Source organism: Anaerotignum sp., from assembly GCF_030625865.1.
Classification (GTDB): Bacteria; Bacillota; Clostridia; order Lachnospirales; family Anaerotignaceae; genus Chakrabartyella.
In genome coordinates, this window is the sequence record NZ_DAOUQB010000004.1 from 1 (window position 1) to 21,627 (window position 21,627).

Here is a 21,627-nt window from a genome sequence, read left to right on the forward strand (position 1 = left end):
GCCGCCGCCGTCACCGTTGGGTGAGTATACATTTATAACCTGTAAACTCCCCCAATCTGCCAATTGACGTGCAAAGCTCTCATTCATGCCAATCCCGATGGATACCATTACAACAATAGAGGCTGTACCAATAACAACACCAAGAACCGTTAGGAATGTACGAAGTTTTCGCTTCAATAAATTGCGCAGAGCCATATCTAATAAGTCTCTTGTACTCATAAAGACATATCCTCTCTGTCATCATCATCTTCATCGTCGTCTTCGTCTAAGTCATCTACACTTTCTGCAAAGTTACTGGGAGGATCTTGTTTCTGGCGTCTGACAAAGACAAATAACCCCATGCCAATCAGTGCTAATAACGCAATGGAAATCATTACTTTCTTCATATCCATAGGTGGTGTAGCATCCATATCTTCCATATCTTCCGGCATCATGGGCTCCATAACATTTAGAACAAAATCTCTACGATCTTCTTTAACCTCTCCTGTTGCATCCTCATAGGAGATCACAATACTTACAGGTACTTCACCACTATTATTTGGTGTAAAGGAAGTCTCATAGTATTCTCCGGCTCCCGAGTCCATATTACCGATATATGTATTCTTATTTTGACAATCCACATCGCCTTCAAGCTTTACCATTACGTTACTGAGGGTTACCTTACCTGTATTGTAATACCCAAAGGACACTGTTACAGGGGAATACATCTCCACTGTATCAGGCATTGCAAAATCATCCACCTGTAATTCCGTTACTTGCTTTACGTTAATGCCCAATAATTCTGTTGCGGTATATTCCTTTCCCGCACTGTCTTCATATTCAAAATTAACCGTTAGTGTGTATGTTTTAGGCTGAGCCTCAGGCACAACATACAGTCTTAATTGTTTTTGTGCTGTGCTTTTTGGACCAATTGCATCGAAATAAAATGTGTTACTACTCTTCACAGGAGTAAAAATGTTTCCTGATTTTTCACTTTCAGAAGATGTTTCCTCTGCTAAAGTTAAAAACATTTTGATATTCTTAACCCCTTTGGAAGCGTGGGTGTTCAAAATCTCCATATTTAAGTCAAACTCATGTCCTGCCATAACAATCAATGGATCACATGCATAGTTACTTACAATCAGCTTGGGCTTGCTGGAATTTTCCTCATCGGAATCGGGATTGCTCACATTTACCCCCGCGAACTGTTTAAAGGAGGAAACAGCCGTTCCGCCTGATGTATATTCTGTTGTAAATTGTATTGCATAATTTTGTGATTTCGAAGCCGCTGTTCCTGCAAAGGTATAAGAAAGTGTTGTGGTTGCTCCCGGTGCCAATTCAGATATTGTTTTCACACTCGCTGATTTTGGCACAACCGCAGAAGAATCCACGGCCTCCGCTGTTACTACAATATTTTTGGCGGCAATCTTCCCACTGTTATATAAATCAAAGCTAATTGTAAAATTCTGATTTACATCATAAACTCCGCTGGGTTCCTTCATATTCCGAATCTCCAACTGAGATTTCTGCCCCGCAATACCGCCAACATTTACATAATATGCCATTTCTTTTTCAACACTTTTTCCAAATTCGTCTTTAAAATTTAATTTTATATTTACAGGATAGTTCCCCGCCGCCATATCAGCACTGGCTACAAGAGAAAACGCAAAATCCGCACTGCCACCAGCGGGAATACTTGCATAATGTTTGCTGCTGAAACCACTGCTCAAACTGATTTTATCAGTCTCCAGATTGCTCAAGCTAATATCCACATCAAGCATTTCCTGTTCACCATTATTTAGGATTTTACCATTTAAATTTGCACTGCTGCCGGGAGACATGCTTTCCGGGCTGAGTTTCATACTATCTAATTTAAAACTAGGTTCATCATCAAACCCCTCCATTTTTAAATAAACAGTTTCAGAGCTTGAGAAGGCCGAGCCATTTGCATTTGTATATGTAATGTCCAGTGTTACAGGATAGCTGGATTCTTTCACTTCTCCGTTAACATTTACAATTAATGTGACATTTGTGTACCCGTTGGCACCGATACTGCCAACATCTCCTCCCCCTTTTATGGATACTCGAAAAGGATCCGTGGCATTTTTTTTCGCATTGATATAAACGCTATCCGCCGCTGATGCACCTTTGTTTTTCACTTGAAAGGTAAAGCGGTTTTCCTTGCCGGCCTCAACTTCAGCAACAGTATCTCCTGCGACGATAATTCTAGGAGAACCTGAATCGCTAATATCATCTGCAAGTGCCACTGCTGTTTGCCCCAGTACCATAGAAAGTATCATTACTGCCGTAAATACTCTCTGAAACAATCTTTTTCCCATCATTCTTTCTCTCCTTCACCCTGCGTTTTATCTTCAATCCGTTCCACCTTACCGTCTGATAGCATTACAATGCGATCTGCATAATCAGACAACTCTAAATCATGCGTTACAATTACCAGTGTCTGATTATTCTTTTTGGCCAATGCTGTAATCAAATCCATCATTTCATAGGTAGTACGGGTATCCAAATTCCCTGTGGGTTCATCTGCAAATACCACCTGCGGGCTATTGATGAACGCTCTTGCTATACTTACCCTTTGTTGCTGACCACCACTCATCTCATGGGGTTTATGATGTGCTCTGTCCTCCAGACCTACAGCTTTTAACATCTCCATTGCCCGCTCGTTGCGCTCTTGCAACGGAACATTTTTAAAAATTAATGGCAATGTAACGTTCTCCATAGCGGTCAACGTAGGCAAAAGGTTATATGACTGAAATACAAATCCCACATACTTCTGCCTAAAATCCGCCAATTGATCTTCATTCATCCGTTCAATATGCTTTTTGTTAAAAATAATTGCACCCGACGATGGTTTTTCTAATCCCGCAATCAGGTTCAATAAAGTTGATTTACCTGAGCCGGATTTTCCAAGTAAACAGCAAACTTCGCCCTGGCGTATATTTAGACTAATGCCACTCACCGCCTGAATTTGCTCACTCCCCATTTGGTAAATCTTTTTTACATCCTTTATTCGAATTACACTGCGACTCAAGCTTCACACTCCCTTAAACATACAAATTAATGCTGATTTTTAATAGCATTTTAATTCATTCTAACATATAGTTGTTACAAAAAATACCAATAAAACTTAAATCTTTCTTACAAATGTCATGACCTTCCTTTTTATGTGTTGCTCTCTCTCTTCATTCCTGCTATCATCTATATAAAAATAGGGGGGATTTATTTGATTACAATATTCAACCGAAAAGAATTAATCATTACTTATTCTTTAGAGAAAGAGGCCAAAATACGAAATCTGCTTTCCACTCATAATATTGATTATACCATCTCAACCCTTGGTAATATGATGCGAAACATTACGCCCAGTAGTTTGGATATAAGAATTGATGTCCCAACAGAATATAAAATCTATGTAAAAAGGAAGGATTATGAAAAAGCAGTTCATATCTTGAACGAAAACCGTTAAAAAAAGTTCCACTTTTCTAAAAAACTCCTGGAATTTATACTGATTTGTATAAACTCCAAGAGCCGATTTTACTGTTTATATTTTTCCAACCGATTGGCTGACTCATCATCCACATATACTTCCAATAAAACACCTTCCGGCGTATGCTCTTCTCGAATGATTTCACATCTGCCATGAACCCAACCAATTAAACCACCTTCTGTATACGGAACCAATGCAATCAAGGATTTTCGGAAACTTTTTAACAAATTTTCAACTGTTCCCAGCATTCCCTCTAGTCCATCACCGGTAAAAGCAGAAATCTGTACAATATCCCCTGCCCGTGTATCCAAAGGTAAAGGCAACTCCACATCCCTGTCCATTTTGTTAAACACTGTAATCACAGGTGTATCTGCACACCCCAAATCTTGGAGGGTTTTATATACCACCTGCATCTGCTCCTGCCTGTTTGGGTTAGAAGCATCTACCACATGCAACAAAATATCCGCATATTTTAGTTCTTCCAAAGTCGCCCGAAAAGCCTGTACCAAATGATGCGGCAACTTTTGAATAAAGCCAACGGTATCTGTCAGCAAAATTTCAGAACCATTCGGCAGTTCAACCTTTCTTGTGGTGGTATCAAGCGTTGCAAATAATTTATCTTCTGCCAAAACGCCTGCATCCGTTAATTTGTTGATGAGGGTAGACTTTCCCGCATTTGTATATCCAACCAAAGATACCACAGGCGTTCCTTTTTTACCCCTTTGCGTACGCAATAATTCTCGATGCGTTTGTATTTCCTTTGCGGCACTGTTTAATTCTGCAATCCGATCTTTAATATAGCGTCTGTCTGTTTCCAGCTTTTTTTCACCGGGGCCTCTTGTGCCAATCCCACCGCCAAGCCTTGACATAGATGCACCCATTCCTGTCAGTCTGGATAAACGGTATTTTAACTGCGCTAACTCAACCTGAATTTTCCCTTCTCCAGAGATTGCTCTACCGGCAAAAATATCTAAAATGACAATGGTTCTATCCATAACTTTTGTTTCAAGCATTTTTTCCAAATTCTTTAGCTGTGCAGGAGAAAGTTCATCATCGCAAACAACGCCTGTTGCTCCATAAGCCTCCAGCATCATTTTTAATTCTTCAATTTTCCCCTTACCCAAGTAATGACCGGGATGAATCCGTTCCCGTTTTTGTACGCTTCTGGCAACAGCAACCGCTCCTGCCGTACGCACCAACTCTTCCAATTCGTCCAAACATGCCTCTGTTTCCATTGCAGAACGGCTGTTGCGTTCCTCAGGCTCTACGGCAATTAAGATTACCTTTTCCTCTGATTCCGCCGTTTCATGTAATTCTTTGGCCATATATTTCCTCCTTTTTCCCCAACGAAATAAGGTTTAAACCTCTCTTAACCAAACACCGTCGAAAGAAAACGATGCCGGTCCACTCATATATACATGGTTATCTTGTTCGTTCCAAGTTATGGTTAATTCTCCGCCAACGAGAGATACTTGAACCTCCCTGTCACAAAAACCATTCAAAATAGACGCAACCACCGATGCACAGGCGCCAGTGCCACAGGCAAGTGTTTCGCCACTTCCTCTTTCCCATACCCGCATTTTAATATGCTTTCTATTTATAACCTGAACAAACTCAACGTTAGTTCTATTGGGAAATAAGGGATTTGTCTCCACCCGTTTCCCACACGCTTCTACCGGAAACACCTGTGGATCATCCACAAAAGTTACCGCATGGGGGTTCCCCATGGATACACAGGTGAAAATCAATTCTTTTCTATCAACAGTAATGCTTTTTCCAATCACCGGGCTGTCCCCATGAATAACAGGAATTTTTTCAGCCTCTAATACAGGTTCTCCCATATCCACAGAAACGGTTTTCACAATCCCCGCTTCAACATTTAAGGTCATATAACGCATTCCCCCTGCTGTCTCCAATGAAAGCTTTTCTTTTTTTGTCATACCTCGTTCATATACGTATTTTCCAATACATCGTACTGCATTCCCACACATTTCCCCTTCAGAACCGTCTAAGTTAAACATCCGCATACGAAAATCAGCCTTTTGTGAAGGCATAATCAAAACCAGACCGTCACCGCCAACGCCAAAATGGCGTTCACTCATGGCAATAGCCAGTTTTTCAGGCTGCTTCACGTCTTCCTCAAAGCAATTAATATAAATATAATCATTCCCGCAACCTTCCATTTTTGTAAAACGCATTTTCTTCCCCCTGTTCTTATGTAAGCAGCGGATTCCCGCTGCCATTTCATTAATGTCTTGCAATACGGACGGTCGGGCTTTCCTGCACAACAAAGTTGTACAAGGACAAGGACCATAACCCTGCCAAACCAACTAAGCCGAAGATTACTCTGGAGATCCAGAACATGCTTCCACCGAAGATGCTGGTAACAACATCATAACCGAAAAAGCCAATGAGTCCCCAGTTTAAAGCACCGATAATCACAAGTGTTAATGCGATACAATTCATAACCTTCATCTTAAAACCTCCTAAAAATAATTACGGAATAATACCGTTATCCTTATTATTCCTAGGATTCTATTAATTATGAAAAACTTTTTTCCCGATACTGTCAATATCAAACCCTTTGACATTTCCCACAGCACACCAACTGGCCTTTTCCATATCAAAAACCATATTTGTCACCTGTAAAATATCATCCGTCGTAACCTGACTAAGCTTTTCTATAACCTCTTCCGTATTCTGAATTCTCCCCCTTAAAAGCAGTGCTGAACCTGCAGAAGTCATTCGGTTTAGCGTACTTTCCGTACCAATAATGAAATTGCTAATGAGCTGTTCTTTCGTAACATCAATCAATTTTTGAGGCAATCCTTTTTTCTTTGTCGCCTGCACTTCTTCTGCAACCAGTTCATATACCCGTTCCAACTGGTTGGGGTTCATCCCTCCAGAGACGGAAAATAAACCCGTATCTGCAAAAGCCGTAGTGTAGCTGTAAATAGAATACGTCAATCCATTCTCTTCCCGTACTCTTTGGAATAACTTAGAACTCATGCCGCCGCCAAAAATCGTATTAAAAACACCGAGGGCATATTTCATAGGATTTTCTCGCTCAAAACCCGGAAAAGCAATACAAGTGTGTACCTGCTCTACATCTTTTTCTCGGGTAACGTGGGCAATCTGATATTCCGCCTTTGCATTATATTGGTCAAAGGGTTTTTTGGCTTTCCAAGAACCCAATGCCTTATTCAATAGCTCCATCATTGTGTCTGTATTGAAATTTCCAGCTACTGATAAAACCATATTTTCCGTATGATAATTTCTCTCGTAATATTGCCGAATACTTTCAGAAGTAAATGCAGCAATGGTCTTGGTTGTGCCTAAGATAGGCATCCCCAAGGAGGTATTTCTCCAAATGGTATCCTGCAATGCATCATGAACCACTTCTTCCGGTGCATCTTCATACATATTGATTTCTTCAGTGATTACATTACGTTCTTTTTCTACATCCTTTTGCGCAAACAAAGACCGCAAAACCATATCACTCATTACATCTAATGCCCTTTTAAAATGCTCATCTAATACCCTGGTATGATAACAGGTATACTCTTTGGTGGTATATGCGTTAATTTGTCCGCCTAAAGCATCCATTTCTTCTGCAATCTGCCTTGCTGTTCTGTTTTCTGTACCCTTAAACATCATATGCTCTATAAAATGAGAAACGCCATTTTCCTCTGGACGCTCATTTCTTGATCCATTTTTTACCCAAATACCAAAGGAAATACTTCTTACATAGGCAATTTCCTCTAATGCTACAGAAATCCCGTTATCTAGTTTTTTAATTATAACCATATTATCTCTCCCATGCACAAAAGCAGTAATTTTCTTTAGCATGTGTCAAATTAAATTTTTTATGCTTTCATTAAAAAGAGGCTGTGCAGGAAAACCTTCCTTCCCACAGCCTCCTATCCGGTTTAGATATTATGCTTTATGATGATGTGTTTCTTCCTTTGGTTTGTCCTCCTTAGGCATTGCATCCTTAATGGAGAAGTTTAATCTGCCTTGCTTATCAATTTCCATGAGCTTTGCGCTTACAATATCGCCTACAGCCAATACATCTTCAACCTTTTCCACACGCTTGTGGGAAATTTTAGAAATATGAATCAAGCCTTCTTTTCCTGGTGCAAGTTCAAAAAACGCACCAAAAGCCATGAGTCTTGTAATTGCACCTGTATAAACAGTACCTGGCACAGGATCCTTCACAATGGCATTAATCATATCAATAGCACGCTGAATATCTGCGGCATCCACGCCTTTGATAAAGATTGTACCATCATCCTCAGTGTCTATTGCACAATTCGTTTCTTCTATAATCTTTTTAATTACCTTACCTCTTGCACCGATTACCTCTGCAATCTTTTCTACATCAATCTGCATAGACGCAATTTTAGGTGCATAAGGAGAAAGTTCTTTTCTGGGTTCTGCAATAGCCTTCAGCATAACCTCATTCAAAATATATTCCCTTGCTCTGGCAGTCTGGGTAAAAGCCTGCTCAATCATAGCAAAAGTCAAGCCTTTAATTTTCATATCCATCTGAATGGCTGTAATACCCTCGCTTGTACCGGCAACCTTAAAGTCCATATCGCCAAAGAAGTCTTCCACGCCCTGAATATCTGTAATTTCGATAAAGTCATCATCGGAATCCCCGGTTACCAAGCCTACGGAAATACCTGCAACAGGCCGCTTAATCGGTACACCGGCAGCCATCAAGGACATGGTAGAACCACAAATACTCGCCTGAGAAGTAGACCCGTTAGAGCTTAGGATATCAGAAACCAAACGAATTGCATAAGGGAATTCTTCCTCACTGGGGATCACAGGCAATAAAGCTCTTTCCCCCAAAGCACCATGACCAATTTCACGTCTGCCGGGACCTCTGGAAGTCTTTGCCTCACCAACGGAATATCCGGGGAAATTATAGTGGTGGATATAACGCTTTCCTGTTTCGTTTGTATCCAATCCATCCAAACGCTGTCCTTCACTTATCATGCCCAATGTTGTTACAGTCAAGCACTGTGTCTGACCTCTGGAGAACAAAGCAGAGCCGTGAACACGAGGCAAAACATCTATTTCTGCGGAAAGCGTTCTGATTTCTTCAATGCCACGGCCATCGGGACGCTTATGATCTCTCAAAATCATTCGTCTTACTGTCATCTTTTCAAACTTGTAGATAATTTCACCCAGTAAGACGTCAATATTCGCTTCTTCGCCATAAATTGCAATTAATTTTTCTTCCAAAGCTTCCATCGCTTCGTCTGTAATGACTTTAAGTTTTGCGTCTCTGTCCTGCTTCAATTCAGCAAATACCGCATCTTCCATTCTTGCATCGGTAATGTATCCGGTAACCAAATCATAAGCTTCCTGATTAATCATGTGTTCTTCGTAAGGCGCCTTTTCTTTGCCTTCTTTTTCAACGATTTCCTGAATAAATTTTACAACCTGTAAGTTTGTATCAAAAGCCAAATGAATTGCTTCCATCATCAAAGCATCAGGAATTTCATCCGCTCCTGCTTCAATCATCATGACCTTATCTTCTTTGGAAGAAACAGTCAGGGATAATCTTGTACTTTCTCTTTGCTCCGCCGTAGGGTTTACAACCAACTGTCCGTCACAGTAGCCAATGCTTACGGAAGAAAGCGCATCTGTGAAAGGAATATCAGAAAGATTCAACGCCAAAGATGCGCCAATCATGGCTACAACCTCAGGTGCACAATCCTGATCCACAGACATAACGGTTGCCACAATTGCAACATCATTTCTGTAATCCTTAGGGAATAAAGGTCTTAACGGTCTGTCAATACATCTTGCGGTCAAGATAGCCTTCTCGGAAGGTCTGCCTTCTCTTTTGATGAAACCACCGGGAATTTTACCAACAGAATAAAGTCTTTCTTCGTAATCAATGCTCAGAGGGAAAAAGTCAATCCCTTCTCTGGGCTTTGCCGAGGCAGTAGCCGTTACCAAAACAGTGGTTTCGCCATAACGCAAAATTACCGCACCATTGGCCTGTTCTGCAACTCTACCAATCTCAGCTGTCAGCGTTCTTCCTGCTAAATCCATGGAATAAGTTCTAAACATAATGAATTCTCCTTTTGTTTTTCATCTTTGCACCATAGATCTTCAACTTTAACTACACCCAATTGATAGCTATAACCAAAGTTGGAAATCTATAGTGCCACACTCTCTTACTTTTACTTCTTTATATGATAGAAGAAAAGAGAGGACATTTCCCTCTCTCTTCTTTGTATCGCAAATCTTACTTTCTCAGGCCAAGTTCGCCAAGGATCGTACGGTATCTTTCAATATCCAAATCCTTCAGGTAATTTAAAAGGCCTCTTCTCTGTCCTACCATTTTCAAAAGACCTCTTCTGGAATGGTGATCCTTCTTGTGTTCTTTCAAGTGGTCTGTAAGCATTGTAATTCTTGCTGTCAACAGAGCAATCTGTACTTCGGGAGAACCTGTATCGTTAGGGGTTCTACCATATTTTGCGATAATTTCTTGTTTGTTGATTGTTGCCATTTTGTTTTCCTCCTTATAATTCCTTAAAACTAATTCTATTATGCATCCCCAAAAGACTAAGTGATGGTTGGAGAGTCCAAAGACCGAGTCTCGGTTTTACAATATTTTTATTCTAGCATATTCCCTAAATCTTTGCAAGGTCAATCCGCTAATTCTCGGCGTTTTCCAAAGGTTTTTCGTCAACCTCTTTGGCGAAATCAAGCTGGGAAAGAATGACCGCCACAAAAACCACGGCAAAACCCACTGCCATTTTCATGGTAATTTGTTCTTTATAAATTAAAACAGAAAAAATTACACCAAAAACCGACTCTAGGCTTAATAAAATTGTCCCTACGGTTGCATTAATATATTTTAACCCAATACTCTGGAAACTTAAACATAAAGCAGTAGAAAAAACTGCTAAATAAAGCACATTTCCTGCCGCTGCCCAGCTAATGCTTGAGGGAATGGTTCTCGTTACGAGAACGGAAATCCATCCCCACACTGCTGCCACACAAATTTGAAGCATCGTTAGGAGCATAGGATCTCTTCCTCTGCAAAAAAATGCTATGGATATAATATTTGCAGCAAAAGCAGCACTGCAAGCAAGTGTTATACCATCCCCGACAGAAATTCTTAAATTCCCCTCCAAAGAAATCAAACCAATTCCAATTAAACAAATGGCTGCTGATATTACATGGTTTTTCTTTGGTCTCTCCTTCATAACAACCCAGCATAAAAAAGGAACGATTACACAATATGCCGCAGTCAAAAACGCGCTTTTCCCCGGTGTTGTACCAAAGGTCATTGCCACCGTTTGCAGGCCCGTCCCTATTGCCATAGTTGTTCCTGCCACAAATCCTCCTATCAAATACCCTTTGTCGATTCGATGCCATTTTTTGATTGTAGCAATGGCAATCATTACCCCGGCAACGGTAAAGCGTGATGCAACAATAAAAGATGTTGATAGTTCGTCAACGGCAAATTTCTGAAAGACAAAGGCACTGCCCCAAATGGCAGCCGTTAAAAGCAACATAAGCGTCGCCCATAATTTCTTATTCCGATTCATATATTTTCTCCCCAAATTCTACTCTTGGGCGCTTTTCCATTTCGTTAAATACTCCTCAGATGCAAAATATTCTGCTGCCTGTTTCGCATTTATATTGATTTGCTGACGCAACTGTTCCACACTTGGAAATTTACGTTCGCTACGCAAAAATTTATAGAAAAAGGTTTGCAGTGTTTTTCCGTAAACATTCTCGTTAAAATCTAACAAATAGGTTTCCACAATCTTTTGCGTACCGTTTACCGTAGGATTAATTCCAATATTGGTCACACCATAATAATATTTTCCGTTATACAGCGTTTTCGTTGCATAAACACCATTCGGCGGAAACAGCTTTAAAGGGTGGGCAATAATGTTAACCGTAGGAAATCCAATGGTTCTGCCCAATTTTTTTCCTTCTGCCACAGTACCTAAAATAAAGTAAGGCTCTGTCAGCATTCGGTTTGCATCTTCTAAATCTTTCTGAATCAGACATTTTCTGATTCTTGAGGAGCTCACTCTTTCCTCCTCAAATAAAACAGAAGGAACAGCAATAACCTTTACGCCCCGTTCTTCCCCTAATTTTTGTAACATTCCATAATTACCCGATCGGTTAGAACCAAAGTGATAGTTCTCCCCTACAATCAAAACACGGCACTGCAATTTTTCAAAAATCAGTTTAACGGCAAAATCCTCGGCACTCATTGCTGCAAATTCTTGGTCGAAAGGATATTCAATATAAGTATTAACCCCCATACGCTCCATGGTAAATTTCTTTTCTTCGGGAGCCATAATGAGCGCAAAATTATCTTTTTTCTTAAACACCAGCATTGGATGAGGAGCAAAGGTAAAAACAACGCTTTTTAACCCTTCTTCCTCCGCAAACTGCTTTGTCAATTTGATCAACGCACGATGCCCCAGATGCAGACCGTCAAAATTGCCCAGCGTTACCGCAGTCGGCTGATTCTGTTCTATGTGCGTATCCGTGATATGTTCCATTTTTCTACTCCTTAAATCAACATCTTAAATGGTTTGATAAAAAAGCTTTTTTCTTCTTGCATAACTGTATATAACCCTACTAATTTTTTTTCATGGTCAAACACTGTAACAATTTGACCGGCTTCAATCTCTTTTTCGGCCTGAAAAAATCTATCCCAAATTTTTCCGCCGTTATACAGTAATTTCACAGAATTTTCCGAAACCAAAACCCTTGTATATTCCTTTAATGCGTCTTCCAGCCTTAAAAGAACCGACTCCAATTGTCCCGCTTCTGCAATGTCCTTTAATTCACCAAGTTTAATGGCATTTTCCAAAGAAAACGCCCCCGTTGCAGTTCGCACAAGACAGGCCATGTGCCCGCCACAGCCTAAAGCTTTTCCAATATCGGCGCAAAGCGTTCGGATATAAGTGCCCTTGGAACAATCTACATCCATCTCAACTTGACAAGGTGGAATAAAGCGGCGAATTCTAATGTCATACACCGTAATTTTCCGTGCCTTTCGCTCAACTTCCTTGCCTTCCCTTGCTAACTCATAGAGCTTTTTGCCGTTTATTTTTACAGCAGAATACATAGGCGGCACCTGCTCCAACGTTCCAATAAAGCCTTTAATAGTTTCTTGTATGTTGTTCTCATCAAAAATTACCGGCTTTTCCTCCAACACCTCTCCCGAGGCATCCTCCGTTGTGGTAGTAACACCCAAGTGCAATACAGCACGGTAGGTTTTTCGTCCGTCCATGATGATGTCCGCAAGCTTTGTCCCTTTGCCAACGCATATTGGCAATACCCCTTCTGCATCAGGGTCTAAAGTACCTGTATGACCAACCTTCTTCATATGCAGCGTTTTACGCACTACCGCAACAACATCATGGGAGGTAAATCCCTTTTCTTTATAAATATTTAGGATCCCGTCCAAGTGGTCTCCCCCTTACAGCATTTTTTCTATTTCAGCAAAAACCATTTCCTTTGCCTTGGCAATTGGTGCGGCAATGGTACATCCCGCGGCTTTCACATGACCGCCGCCGCCAAATTTTTGTGCCAAAGCACATACATCATAGCCATCATTTCCACGAAAGCTGGCCTTGACATCCATATCATTTTTCTCATATAGAAAACAGGCAATTTTTGTATCATTTACTCCCTTAAGGTAATTGATAATTGCGTCCAACTCTTTATTGGTACCTTTGCAATCCTCAATATCCCCCATGGTAATAGAACTGCAAATCACCCTTCCATCAAAATATCGCTCGGCCTTGTCAAAGGCTCTGCCCATAATTTTCATTTCCGAAAAATTTCGGCTGTCAAATAAAGCATTGTATATTTTGGTAAAAGGAATGTCATAATTCATCAACTCTCCTGCCACCTGCATGGTAAAAGGTGTCGTGGATGTATGGCGAAAACCACCTGTATCATAAATCAACCCGGCATACAAAGCCGATGCAATCTCACCATCCAGAGGAAAATATCCTTTTAACAGTTTAAACACAATTTCACTGGTGGAGGAAGCTGCCTCCTCCACATAGTTATATTCTCCAAAGTAAGAGTTACTGATATGGTGGTCAATATTTACAGTATGCTTTGCACTTCGAAAGATATTCTCAATCCCTTGAAACCGTCCTATATCACCGCAATCCAGGGCAATAAACAGTTCAACCTCTGTAACAACCTCTTTTTCAACAATCAAGGTACTGTTGGGTATCATATTATACTTCTTCCCATAAGGCTCCAGAAGTACCTGAACCATCTTTCCCCCTTTGTGTAAAGAAGCCGCCAAAGCAAGGCATGCCCCAATGGCATCTCCATCAGGGTTGGTATGCCCACAAAGCACAATGTTTTGATGTTGGGAAATGATTTCTCTGATTTTTGCTAAAGAATCATTCTTCTCCATCATTGGCATTCTTCTCCTTTAAATCCTTGGAAATTTGACTCAGCAACTGTTCCATATGAATCGCATATTCTGCAGATTCATCCAACTTAAATGTGAATTCAGGCGTAAAGCGTAAATTTATCCTCTGGGCAATCTGACGACGAATAAAACCGGAGGCGTTTTTCAAGCCTTTCATCACGTTTTCCTTCTCCTCATCATTCCCCAAAACCGACACATACACCTTGCAATATTTCAAATCAGGTGTTGTTTCAACCCTAACCACGCTGGTCATGGAACCAATGCGTGGATCTTTCAATTCTCCTCGTATAATCTGAGAAAGCTCTTTTAAAATCTCATCATTAATACGAGAAATTCTTGGATTATTTTTCATACTATCACCTAATTATCTGGGCACCTCAACCATAGTGAAGGCTTCAACCCAGTCACCTTCCTTTAAATCATTATACTTCTTAAATACAAGCCCGCATTCGTAGCCCGCCGTAACTTCTTTCACATCATCTTTAAAACGTTTTAAGCTTTCCAAATCGCCTTCGTAAACTACAATATTGTCACGCAGAATACGAACCTGGCAATTACGAACAAACTTACCGTCTTTCACATAGCTGCCTGCAATGGTTCCTACGCCGGATGCCTTAAACAACTGACGAACCTCTGCATGCCCCAATACCTTTTCTTCATAAACAGGGTCAAGCATGCCTTTCATGGCAGCAGTTACATCCTCGATGGCATTGTAAATAACACGATACAGACGAAGATCAACCTTTTCTTCATCAGCGAAGGCCTTTGCTGCCGGTTCCGGACGAACATTAAACCCAATAATAATTGCATTTGAAGCAGATGCCAGCATAACGTCGCTTTCTGTAATGGCACCAACGCCACCATGGATAATGCGAACTCTTACTTCCTCATTGGACAGACGCTCTAAGCTCTGGCGAACTGCCTCAACAGAGCCCTGAACATCGGCTTTTACTACGATATTCAATTCTTTCATATTACCGCTTTGAATCTGAGAGAACAAATCATCCAAAGAAACCTTTTGTGGTGTTTCCTTAATTAAGTTTTCTCTGTTTCTTGCAATAATGCTTTCCGCAACCTGTCTTGCCTGCTTATCGCTTTCTGCCACATAGAAGCTGTCGCCTGCAGTAGGCACTTCGGAAAGCCCTAAAATTTCAACAGGTGTGGATGGGCCTGCTTTTTTCACACGTCTGCCCTTGTCATCTGTCATGGCTCTGATTTTGCCATAAGCACTACCTGCTACAATGGGGTCACCCACCTGCAAAGTACCGCTTTGAACCAAAACCGTAGCAACAGGACCTCTGCCTTTATCCAGCTGTGCTTCTACAATAGCACCTCTTGCTTTTTTGTTGGGGTTTGCCCGTAATTCTTTCATTTCTGCAACCAAAGTAATCATTTCCAGCAAGGTATCAATCCCCTCTTTGGAAACAGCGGAAACAGGCACACAAATGGTTTCGCCACCCCAGTCTTCAGACAACAACTGGTATTCCACAAGCTCCTGCTTAACACGATCAGGGTTTGCGGAAGGCTTATCCATTTTGTTAATTGCAACGATAATTTCAACGCCTGCAGCCTTTGCATGGTTAATCGCTTCAACCGTTTGAGGCATTACACCGTCGTCTGCTGCAACAACCAAAATTGCAATATCTGTAATTTGCGCTCCACGCATACGCATTGCTGTAAACGCCTCATGTCCAGGTGTATCCAAGAAAGTAATGGGCTTGCCTGCAATCTGCACTGTATACGCACCGATATGCTGTGTAATACCACCGGCCTCACCCTTGGTTACATCACTGTGACGGATTGCATCCAATAAAGAAGTTTTACCATGGTCAACGTGTCCCATTACTACAACAACAGGAGGACGTTCTTCTAAAACGCTGTCATCCTCTTCCTCTTCCGCAAAAACGGTTTCCATAATGTCTTCTTCTTCTTCTTTTTCCAGAATCACATTATATTCTTCTCCGATGGCAACGGCAGTATCAAAGTCAATCGTTGCATTGATATTTAGCATTTTGCCCTTTTTCATCAAATTCATCACAAGATCGGAGCCTTTTTTCCCAAGAACCTCTGCCAAATCCTTCACTGTAATTGTCTCAGGAATGGTCTTTACCATAGAATCTGCGTTTTCAGTCTTTTCCACTTTTTCATCCGCTTCCAAAGCTTCCAGCTCCGCCATAAGAGCCGCTTCTTCTTCTCTTTCACGACGTCTACGCTCCAGAGGATTTTCTCTTACTTTCTGATCCTTTTTATTTCCTTTTTTGTTTTTGTCCACTTTTTTATTTCCGCTATTCTGCTGGTTATGAGGATTAGCTTTTTTTTCCGTATCTTTTTTGCCTTCTTCTTTTTTGCCTTCCTCTTTTTTTACATAAGGTTTTGCATTTTTTTCATTTTTAGCTTCAGGCTTTTTATTTTCCATCTGATTCTTTGCATCTTTTTTCACTCCGTTTTTATCAGATGCATTTTCCGATGGTTTATATAATGCTTTTACCTTCTCTACTGTGTCAGCATCCAAAACACCCATATGACTGGTTACTTCAATATTAATGCCCTTTAATTTTGTCATTAAATCCTTATTTGTAACGCCAAGTTGTTTTGCTAATTCATATATACGAGTCTTTGACATTCGCTACACCTCTACTTTCCAAACGACGAATCGCTTTTCCCTGTCTCATTCACAGTCTTTTCCTTCTCTGCCAAGTCCATCAGCTTCTTTGAAAAACCGGCATCCGTCACGGCAAATATTGCACGTATTTCTTCACCAACCGCTCTGCCTAAGTCTTCTTTCTCTCCCACTTCAACCAATGGTATTTTATAGTATGCTGCTGAATTATAGAATTTCTTTTTTGTGTTACCCGATGCATCCATGGCAAGAATCAACAACTCTGCTTTTTTCTTGCGAATTGCATTTTCCACGGCTACCTCACCACCGGCCAATTTTCCTGCCTTTTTGCATAGCCCTAAAAGAGAGTAAAATTTACTCATTTTCTTCACCACTCAGCTCTGTTAAAAGTTGTTCATATACCTCTTGGGGAACAGGCGCCTTAAAAGAACGTTCTAACCCCTTTGACTTTTGTGCCTTAGCCAGACACTCGCTGTTTGGGCAGATATAAGCACCTCGCCCTGGCTTTTTCCCTGTTCGGTCTAACGAAAATTCACCTTCATCATTGCGAACAATTCGAATCAGCTCTTTCTTGCTTTTCATTTCCTGACAGCCGGTACATTTTCTTAGAGGAATCTTTCTTTGCTTCATACTGCCATCCTCCTTATCTTATTCTGTTGTCAGTTCCTCTTCTTCAGCCTCAAACTCGTCTTTAGGAGCATCCGCTAAAAAATTGGTTTCTTTTGCCTGTGTTTCACTCTTTATGTCAATTCTCCATCCCGTCAGCTTTGCAGAAAGTCTTGCATTTTGCCCTTCTTTCCCAATTGCAAGAGAAAGCTGATGATCAGGCACTACAATTTTTGCACTCTGCTCTTCTTCGTTTAAAGCAACCGCCAATACTTTGGATGGACTTAATGCTGCCGCAATAAATTCTTTCGGATCATCACTCCAATTAATAACATCAATCTTTTCGCCGCCAAGTTCCTTCACAATTACGTTTACACGATAACCGTTCTGGCCAACGCAAGCACCCAATGCATCCACATTTTTATCCTTGGAATAAACAGCAATTTTCGTACGGCTGCCTGCCTCTCTGGCAATGCTTTTAATTTCAACTGTGCCATCAAACACTTCCGGTACTTCCTGCTCAAATAAACGTTTTACCAATTCCGGATGAGTTCTGGAAACAAAAATCTGTGGGCCTTTTGTAGTTTGTTTTACTTCCAAAACATACACCTTCAGACGATCCATAAAATTATATTGTTCACCGGGAATCTGTTCATTTGCCGCTAAAACCGCATCAATCTTACCCATCTGTACGATAATATTACGTCTATCTCTCCTTTGAACAATACCGGTTACAACCTCACGTTCCTTGGTTATATACTGATTATATAATATTTCTCTTTCTGCCTCACGGAATTTTTGAACCACTACCTGCTTTGCAGTCTGTGCGGAAATACGTCCAAAATCTCTGGGGGTTACTTCTAAATCCACCACATCACCCACAGTATAGCTGGGATTTAAAACCCGCGCCGCCGCCAACAAAATTTCATTCTGTTCATCTTGAATCTCTTCAACAACTTCTTTTTGGGCATAACAAGCCACATTTCCGCTTTCCCTATCAATCACAACTTTTATATTCTGACCACTGCCGAAGTTCTTTTTGCAAGCCGAAACCAAAGATGCCTCGATTGCTTCGAAAATAATTTCCTTGTCAATGCCTTTTTCTTTTTCAATCAAATTCAAAGCATCCATAAACTCCGCTCTATCCATTTTTCCTATTCCTCCTCTTAGCCTTAAAAAATCACTGCCAAGCGAACGCTGGCAACATCTTTTTGTTCAAACGCAATTACCTTGTTATTATCATCTTCAATAGAGATGACTTCATTTTCTAACCCCAATAATTTTCCTTGAAACTGTTTTTGTCCCTCAAAAGCTTTATAAAGCTTAATATCAATTATTTCACCACGATATTTTTCAAAATCCGCCGCTTTCTTTAACGGGCGATCAATTCCCGGAGAACTCACTTCCAAAATATATGCCTGCTCAATAGGATCTTCGGCATCCAGCTTTGCTTCTAACGCACGGCTCACACCTTCGCAATCATCAATATCTACGCCGCCTTCTTTATCAATATAAATGCGTAAATACCAGTTTGCACCCTCTTTTACAAACTCTAAATCAACCAATTCTAAATTTCTCTCAGCAATAATGGGTTCCAAAATAGGCATTATCTTCTTTTCCGTATTACTAATTTTTGCCATTCTTACACCTCTTTAAAAAAATTTGCCTATGCAATAACAAAGAGTGGGTATTTACCCACTCTTTCGTCCGCATACTATAAGTTCCTTGCACCAGTATAACACTGTCCATTTCAAAATGCAAGACCTTTCCTATATTTTTCCCCATTGTGATTCTTCAAAAAAACCCCTTAATCGAATCATTATTTTTAAAACAATCCCTCCACAATAAGAGAGATATGGTCATTTTGGATCTCAAATAATATTGGCCAAAAGCGGCGTTAACAAAATTGGCAAAAACATGGCAGGAAGATAGTTTAAAACCTTTAATTTGGTAATCCCCACCATGTTCAACCCCAATGCAAAAATCAAAACCGATCCTACACAAGTCATTTCTGCAACTACGGCATCCGTTAAAAAAGGTGCAACCACCTGTGCCAGCAAAACAATGCTTCCTTGAAAAACCAATACAAATACAGCGGAAAGCATTACTCCAACACCAAGGGTAGATGCAAATATCATGGAAGAGATAAAATCAAGTACAGATTTTGTAAAAAGCATTTCATAATTTCCTGATAACCCCGCTTGCAAGGAACCCACAACAGTCATGGCACCCACACAAAATAACAATGACGCAGCAATAAATCCTTCAGCCAAAGAAACGCTCCCATCCTCTTTTTTAAATTTTTGTTCCAACCTCTGCGCAAATCGTTTCAGCTTTGCGTCCAAATCAAAGCCCTCTCCAATGATAATTCCAATTGCCATAGAAATAATCAAAACCAATGTATTGCTTCCTTTTAATGCCCCCGACCAACCGATATATAATGTACAAAGCCCAAGGCCTTTCATCATTGCTTCAGAAATTCTTTGTGGCATTCCCGTTTTTACCGCCATGCCAATGGCACTGCCAAAAATAATTACAATTGCATTTACAATAACTCCCAGCATTTATCTCACCTCATCTTGCTTATAAGCATTGCAAGTATAGCATTTTTCAAAATGTTTGTCCATAAATACAATAATCCCAAATACAAAAATACGTTTTTTTCATAAAAAAATCCCCCGTAATTTACGAGGGATACCAGTTTAATATAAATACTTTGTTTAAGAATCAAGAAAAAACCCTATTTCCAGAGGTTTTAAATATCTTTGCTATTCCTAATAAAAATTTATCATTTGATACGGTAAAAGGCTTATTGACGGATATATGTTTCAATAATTTCTTGATATTTTCCGCTTTCCTTTAAATCCTCCAAGCCTTTGTTGAACATTTCCAAAAGTTCTGCATTTTCACCCTTAGGGACTGCAAAACCATAGGGGCTTTTTCGTTCGATATCAGAGACAATTTTCAACTCCATCCCCTGAGAAATAATATAACCCAATACGGGATAATCTTCAAATAAGGCTACACTATTGCCGTTTAGAACATCCTTATATACTTCACTAAATTCATCAAAAGTCACAATTCTAAAGTCATACTTATCTTGAATAGATCTTGCATACGCTTCTGCTTCGGTACCAAGGGCAACGGCAACGGCTACAGTTTTGCCTGCTAAATCTTCATAACTATTAATATCTCGTCTTGCGGCATCTACGCCCATAACGATACCACCCTCGAAATAAGGGTCAGAATAATCAAGCTTTTCCTTTCTTTCCTCTGTAATACTAATCCCGCCCATAGCGGCATCTACTTCGCCTTTCTCCACCGCCTGGAGCATCTCATTAAAGGTCATAGGTACTAATTCATATGTAAATCCCTGTTCTTTGGCAATGGCCGACAACAGATCAATGTCAATCCCTACATACTGATCTAAGGTGTTTTTAAACTCAAAAGGTGCAAATTCTGTATTTGTCGCAATAATATAGTTTTTTGTTTCAGTAGGTGTTACCCCTTCAGCTGTAATGGTTACCTTGGCTTCCTTCTTGCCACCGCAAGCTGCCAATCCAATTGCCATAGCAAATGCCATAATCAACACATTTACCCTCTTAAACAAACTCACCTCAAAAGCCCCCCCTTTTTTCTGTTCCACGACTCATGTGAATAGCACCTTCATCGTATTCCATAAAGCAAGTTTATTCGCAAAGCATATGCAACAAAGAGCTACTACCCAATCTGTCCGCCCCCATATTCAAAAAATCTTCCGCATCTTGAATACTTTTAATTCCGCCTGCTGCTTTGATTTTTGTGTCACCAAAGACATGTTTTGCAAACAATTGGATATCCTCTAATGTCGCCCCACCTTTACTAAAACCCGTACTTGTTTTAATATAATCCGCCTTAGAAGTGCTTACAATTTCACACATACGAACTTTTTCTTCCTCTGTGAGCAAGCAGGTCTCAACAATGACCTTAAGGATCTTAGCTCCACAGACATATTTCACTGCATTGATTTCCTGCAAAATTTTCTCGTAATGGCCTTCTTTCAGCCAGCCTAAATTGATCACCATATCAATTTCATTTGCACCATTTTTAATTGCTTCACTTGTTTCAAAAACTTTTGCCACGGTAGTTTGATACCCATTAGGAAAACCGATTACCGTACAAATTGCAACCTTTCCCTGCACAAAAGAAGCAGCCTGTGAAACAAAGGACGGCGGAATACAAACCGATGCCGTTTTCTGTTTCATCCCTTCGTTGCAAACTTCCATAACCTGCTCCCATGTAGCATCCTGCTTTAATAAAGTATGATCAATATGGCTAATTATGCACTGTTTTTCCATTTAGCACCCTCCTAAAACCGCAATTTTTCCATTTATATCCTGTTAAAAACTCGCTAACAACGACTTTTCACAAGCTAGCCTCATAAATAATTCCCATCTCCATAAATTATCTTCTTTT

Annotated in this window: 23 protein-coding genes; 1 reads left to right on the top strand and 22 read right to left on the bottom strand. The window is 40.3% G+C overall.

Annotated features, from left to right (window positions below; translation table 11 throughout):
• The 3 genes from P9Q65_RS01990 to P9Q65_RS02000 form a co-directional block, all read right to left on the bottom strand.
• Nucleotides 1-219: ABC transporter permease (locus tag P9Q65_RS01990; protein ID WP_304507420.1), on the bottom strand; the 219-nt coding region annotated here is incomplete at its 3' end.
• Nucleotides 216-2,321: a COG1361 S-layer family protein gene (locus tag P9Q65_RS01995; RefSeq protein WP_304507421.1), complete on the bottom strand. Its 2,106-nt coding sequence runs from the start codon at nt 2,319-2,321 to the stop codon at nt 216-218. The genes P9Q65_RS01995 and P9Q65_RS01990, both read right to left, overlap by 4 nt.
• Nucleotides 2,318-2,983 (bottom strand): ABC transporter ATP-binding protein, encoded by a 666-nt coding sequence (locus tag P9Q65_RS02000; protein ID WP_304507533.1) that lies wholly within the window; start codon nt 2,981-2,983, stop codon nt 2,318-2,320. The genes P9Q65_RS01995 and P9Q65_RS02000 overlap by 4 nt, the downstream gene beginning before the upstream one ends.
• Before the next feature lie 240 nt (nt 2,984-3,223).
• Between P9Q65_RS02000 and P9Q65_RS02005 the strand changes: the two genes are divergently transcribed.
• Nucleotides 3,224-3,466, top strand: coding sequence for a hypothetical protein (locus P9Q65_RS02005; protein ID WP_304507422.1), 243 nt, complete (start codon nt 3,224-3,226; stop codon nt 3,464-3,466).
• Between the two features lie 68 nt (nt 3,467-3,534).
• Here P9Q65_RS02005 and hflX read toward each other — a convergent pair whose 3' ends face one another.
• The 19 genes from hflX to deoC all read right to left on the bottom strand — a co-directional run bounded on the left by hflX (nt 3,535) and on the right by deoC (nt 21,509).
• Entirely contained in the window at nt 3,535-4,812 is a 1,278-nt protein-coding gene (gene hflX / locus P9Q65_RS02010; protein WP_304507424.1) for a GTPase HflX, read from the bottom strand.
• A 33-nt stretch (nt 4,813-4,845) separates the two neighbouring features.
• Nucleotides 4,846-5,685: a diaminopimelate epimerase gene (dapF, locus tag P9Q65_RS02015; RefSeq protein ID WP_304507426.1), complete on the bottom strand. Its 840-nt coding sequence runs from the start codon at nt 5,683-5,685 to the stop codon at nt 4,846-4,848.
• Nucleotides 5,686-5,734: 49 nt separating this feature from the next.
• Entirely contained in the window at nt 5,735-5,962 is a 228-nt protein-coding gene (locus P9Q65_RS02020) for a DUF378 domain-containing protein (protein ID WP_304507427.1), read from the bottom strand.
• Between the two features lie 63 nt (nt 5,963-6,025).
• Nucleotides 6,026-7,294: a M16 family metallopeptidase gene (locus tag P9Q65_RS02025; RefSeq protein ID WP_304507428.1), complete on the bottom strand. Its 1,269-nt coding sequence runs from the start codon at nt 7,292-7,294 to the stop codon at nt 6,026-6,028.
• A gap of 129 nt (nt 7,295-7,423) precedes the next feature.
• The gene (locus tag P9Q65_RS02030; protein WP_304507430.1) at nt 7,424-9,577 is read right to left on the bottom strand and encodes a polyribonucleotide nucleotidyltransferase; all 2,154 of its coding nucleotides are present in this window, start codon (nt 9,575-9,577) and stop codon (nt 7,424-7,426) included.
• Nucleotides 9,578-9,755: 178 nt separating this feature from the next.
• Nucleotides 9,756-10,019: a 30S ribosomal protein S15 gene (gene rpsO, locus P9Q65_RS02035; RefSeq protein WP_304507431.1), complete on the bottom strand. Its 264-nt coding sequence runs from the start codon at nt 10,017-10,019 to the stop codon at nt 9,756-9,758.
• A 148-nt stretch (nt 10,020-10,167) separates the two neighbouring features.
• The gene (locus P9Q65_RS02040) at nt 10,168-11,067 is read right to left on the bottom strand and encodes a DMT family transporter (protein ID WP_304507433.1); all 900 of its coding nucleotides are present in this window, start codon (nt 11,065-11,067) and stop codon (nt 10,168-10,170) included.
• Between the two features lie 18 nt (nt 11,068-11,085).
• On the bottom strand, nt 11,086-12,042 hold the full coding sequence (locus P9Q65_RS02045; RefSeq protein WP_304507435.1) for a bifunctional riboflavin kinase/FAD synthetase: 957 nt from the start codon (nt 12,040-12,042) through the stop codon (nt 11,086-11,088).
• 11 nt (nt 12,043-12,053) lie between these two features.
• On the bottom strand, nt 12,054-12,956 hold the full coding sequence (gene truB / locus P9Q65_RS02050; RefSeq protein WP_304507436.1) for a tRNA pseudouridine(55) synthase TruB: 903 nt from the start codon (nt 12,954-12,956) through the stop codon (nt 12,054-12,056).
• Between the two features lie 12 nt (nt 12,957-12,968).
• Entirely contained in the window at nt 12,969-13,931 is a 963-nt protein-coding gene (locus P9Q65_RS02055; protein WP_304507438.1) for a DHH family phosphoesterase, read from the bottom strand.
• Entirely contained in the window at nt 13,915-14,298 is a 384-nt protein-coding gene (rbfA, locus tag P9Q65_RS02060) for a 30S ribosome-binding factor RbfA (RefSeq protein WP_304507439.1), read from the bottom strand. Before rbfA ends, P9Q65_RS02055 begins: the two co-directional genes overlap by 17 nt.
• Nucleotides 14,299-14,310: 12 nt before the next feature.
• Nucleotides 14,311-16,569, bottom strand: coding sequence for a translation initiation factor IF-2 (gene infB / locus P9Q65_RS02065; protein ID WP_304507441.1), 2,259 nt, complete (start codon nt 16,567-16,569; stop codon nt 14,311-14,313).
• 11 nt (nt 16,570-16,580) lie between these two features.
• The gene (locus tag P9Q65_RS02070) at nt 16,581-16,928 is read right to left on the bottom strand and encodes a L7Ae/L30e/S12e/Gadd45 family ribosomal protein (protein WP_304507442.1); all 348 of its coding nucleotides are present in this window, start codon (nt 16,926-16,928) and stop codon (nt 16,581-16,583) included.
• A complete protein-coding gene (gene rnpM / locus P9Q65_RS02075; RefSeq protein WP_304507444.1) occupies nt 16,921-17,196 on the bottom strand; it encodes an RNase P modulator RnpM in 276 nt (91 codons plus the stop codon). Before rnpM ends, P9Q65_RS02070 begins: the two co-directional genes overlap by 8 nt.
• Nucleotides 17,197-17,214: 18 nt before the next feature.
• Nucleotides 17,215-18,321, bottom strand: a complete 1,107-nt coding sequence (gene nusA / locus P9Q65_RS02080; protein WP_304507445.1) for a transcription termination factor NusA — start codon at nt 18,319-18,321, stop codon at nt 17,215-17,217.
• A gap of 23 nt (nt 18,322-18,344) precedes the next feature.
• Entirely contained in the window at nt 18,345-18,812 is a 468-nt protein-coding gene (rimP, locus tag P9Q65_RS02085) for a ribosome maturation factor RimP (protein WP_304507447.1), read from the bottom strand.
• A gap of 231 nt (nt 18,813-19,043) precedes the next feature.
• Nucleotides 19,044-19,736, bottom strand: coding sequence for a DUF554 domain-containing protein (locus P9Q65_RS02090; protein WP_304507449.1), 693 nt, complete (start codon nt 19,734-19,736; stop codon nt 19,044-19,046).
• Nucleotides 19,737-19,981: 245 nt separating this feature from the next.
• Complete coding sequence (locus P9Q65_RS02095) at nt 19,982-20,788, bottom strand: transporter substrate-binding domain-containing protein (protein WP_304507450.1); 807 nt, start codon at nt 20,786-20,788, stop codon at nt 19,982-19,984.
• A gap of 73 nt (nt 20,789-20,861) precedes the next feature.
• Nucleotides 20,862-21,509 carry a deoxyribose-phosphate aldolase gene (gene deoC / locus P9Q65_RS02100; RefSeq protein ID WP_304507451.1) on the bottom strand — a complete coding sequence of 216 codons (648 nt, stop codon included), beginning with the start codon at nt 21,507-21,509 and terminating at the stop codon, nt 20,862-20,864.
• Between the last annotated feature and the right edge of the window lie 118 nt (nt 21,510-21,627).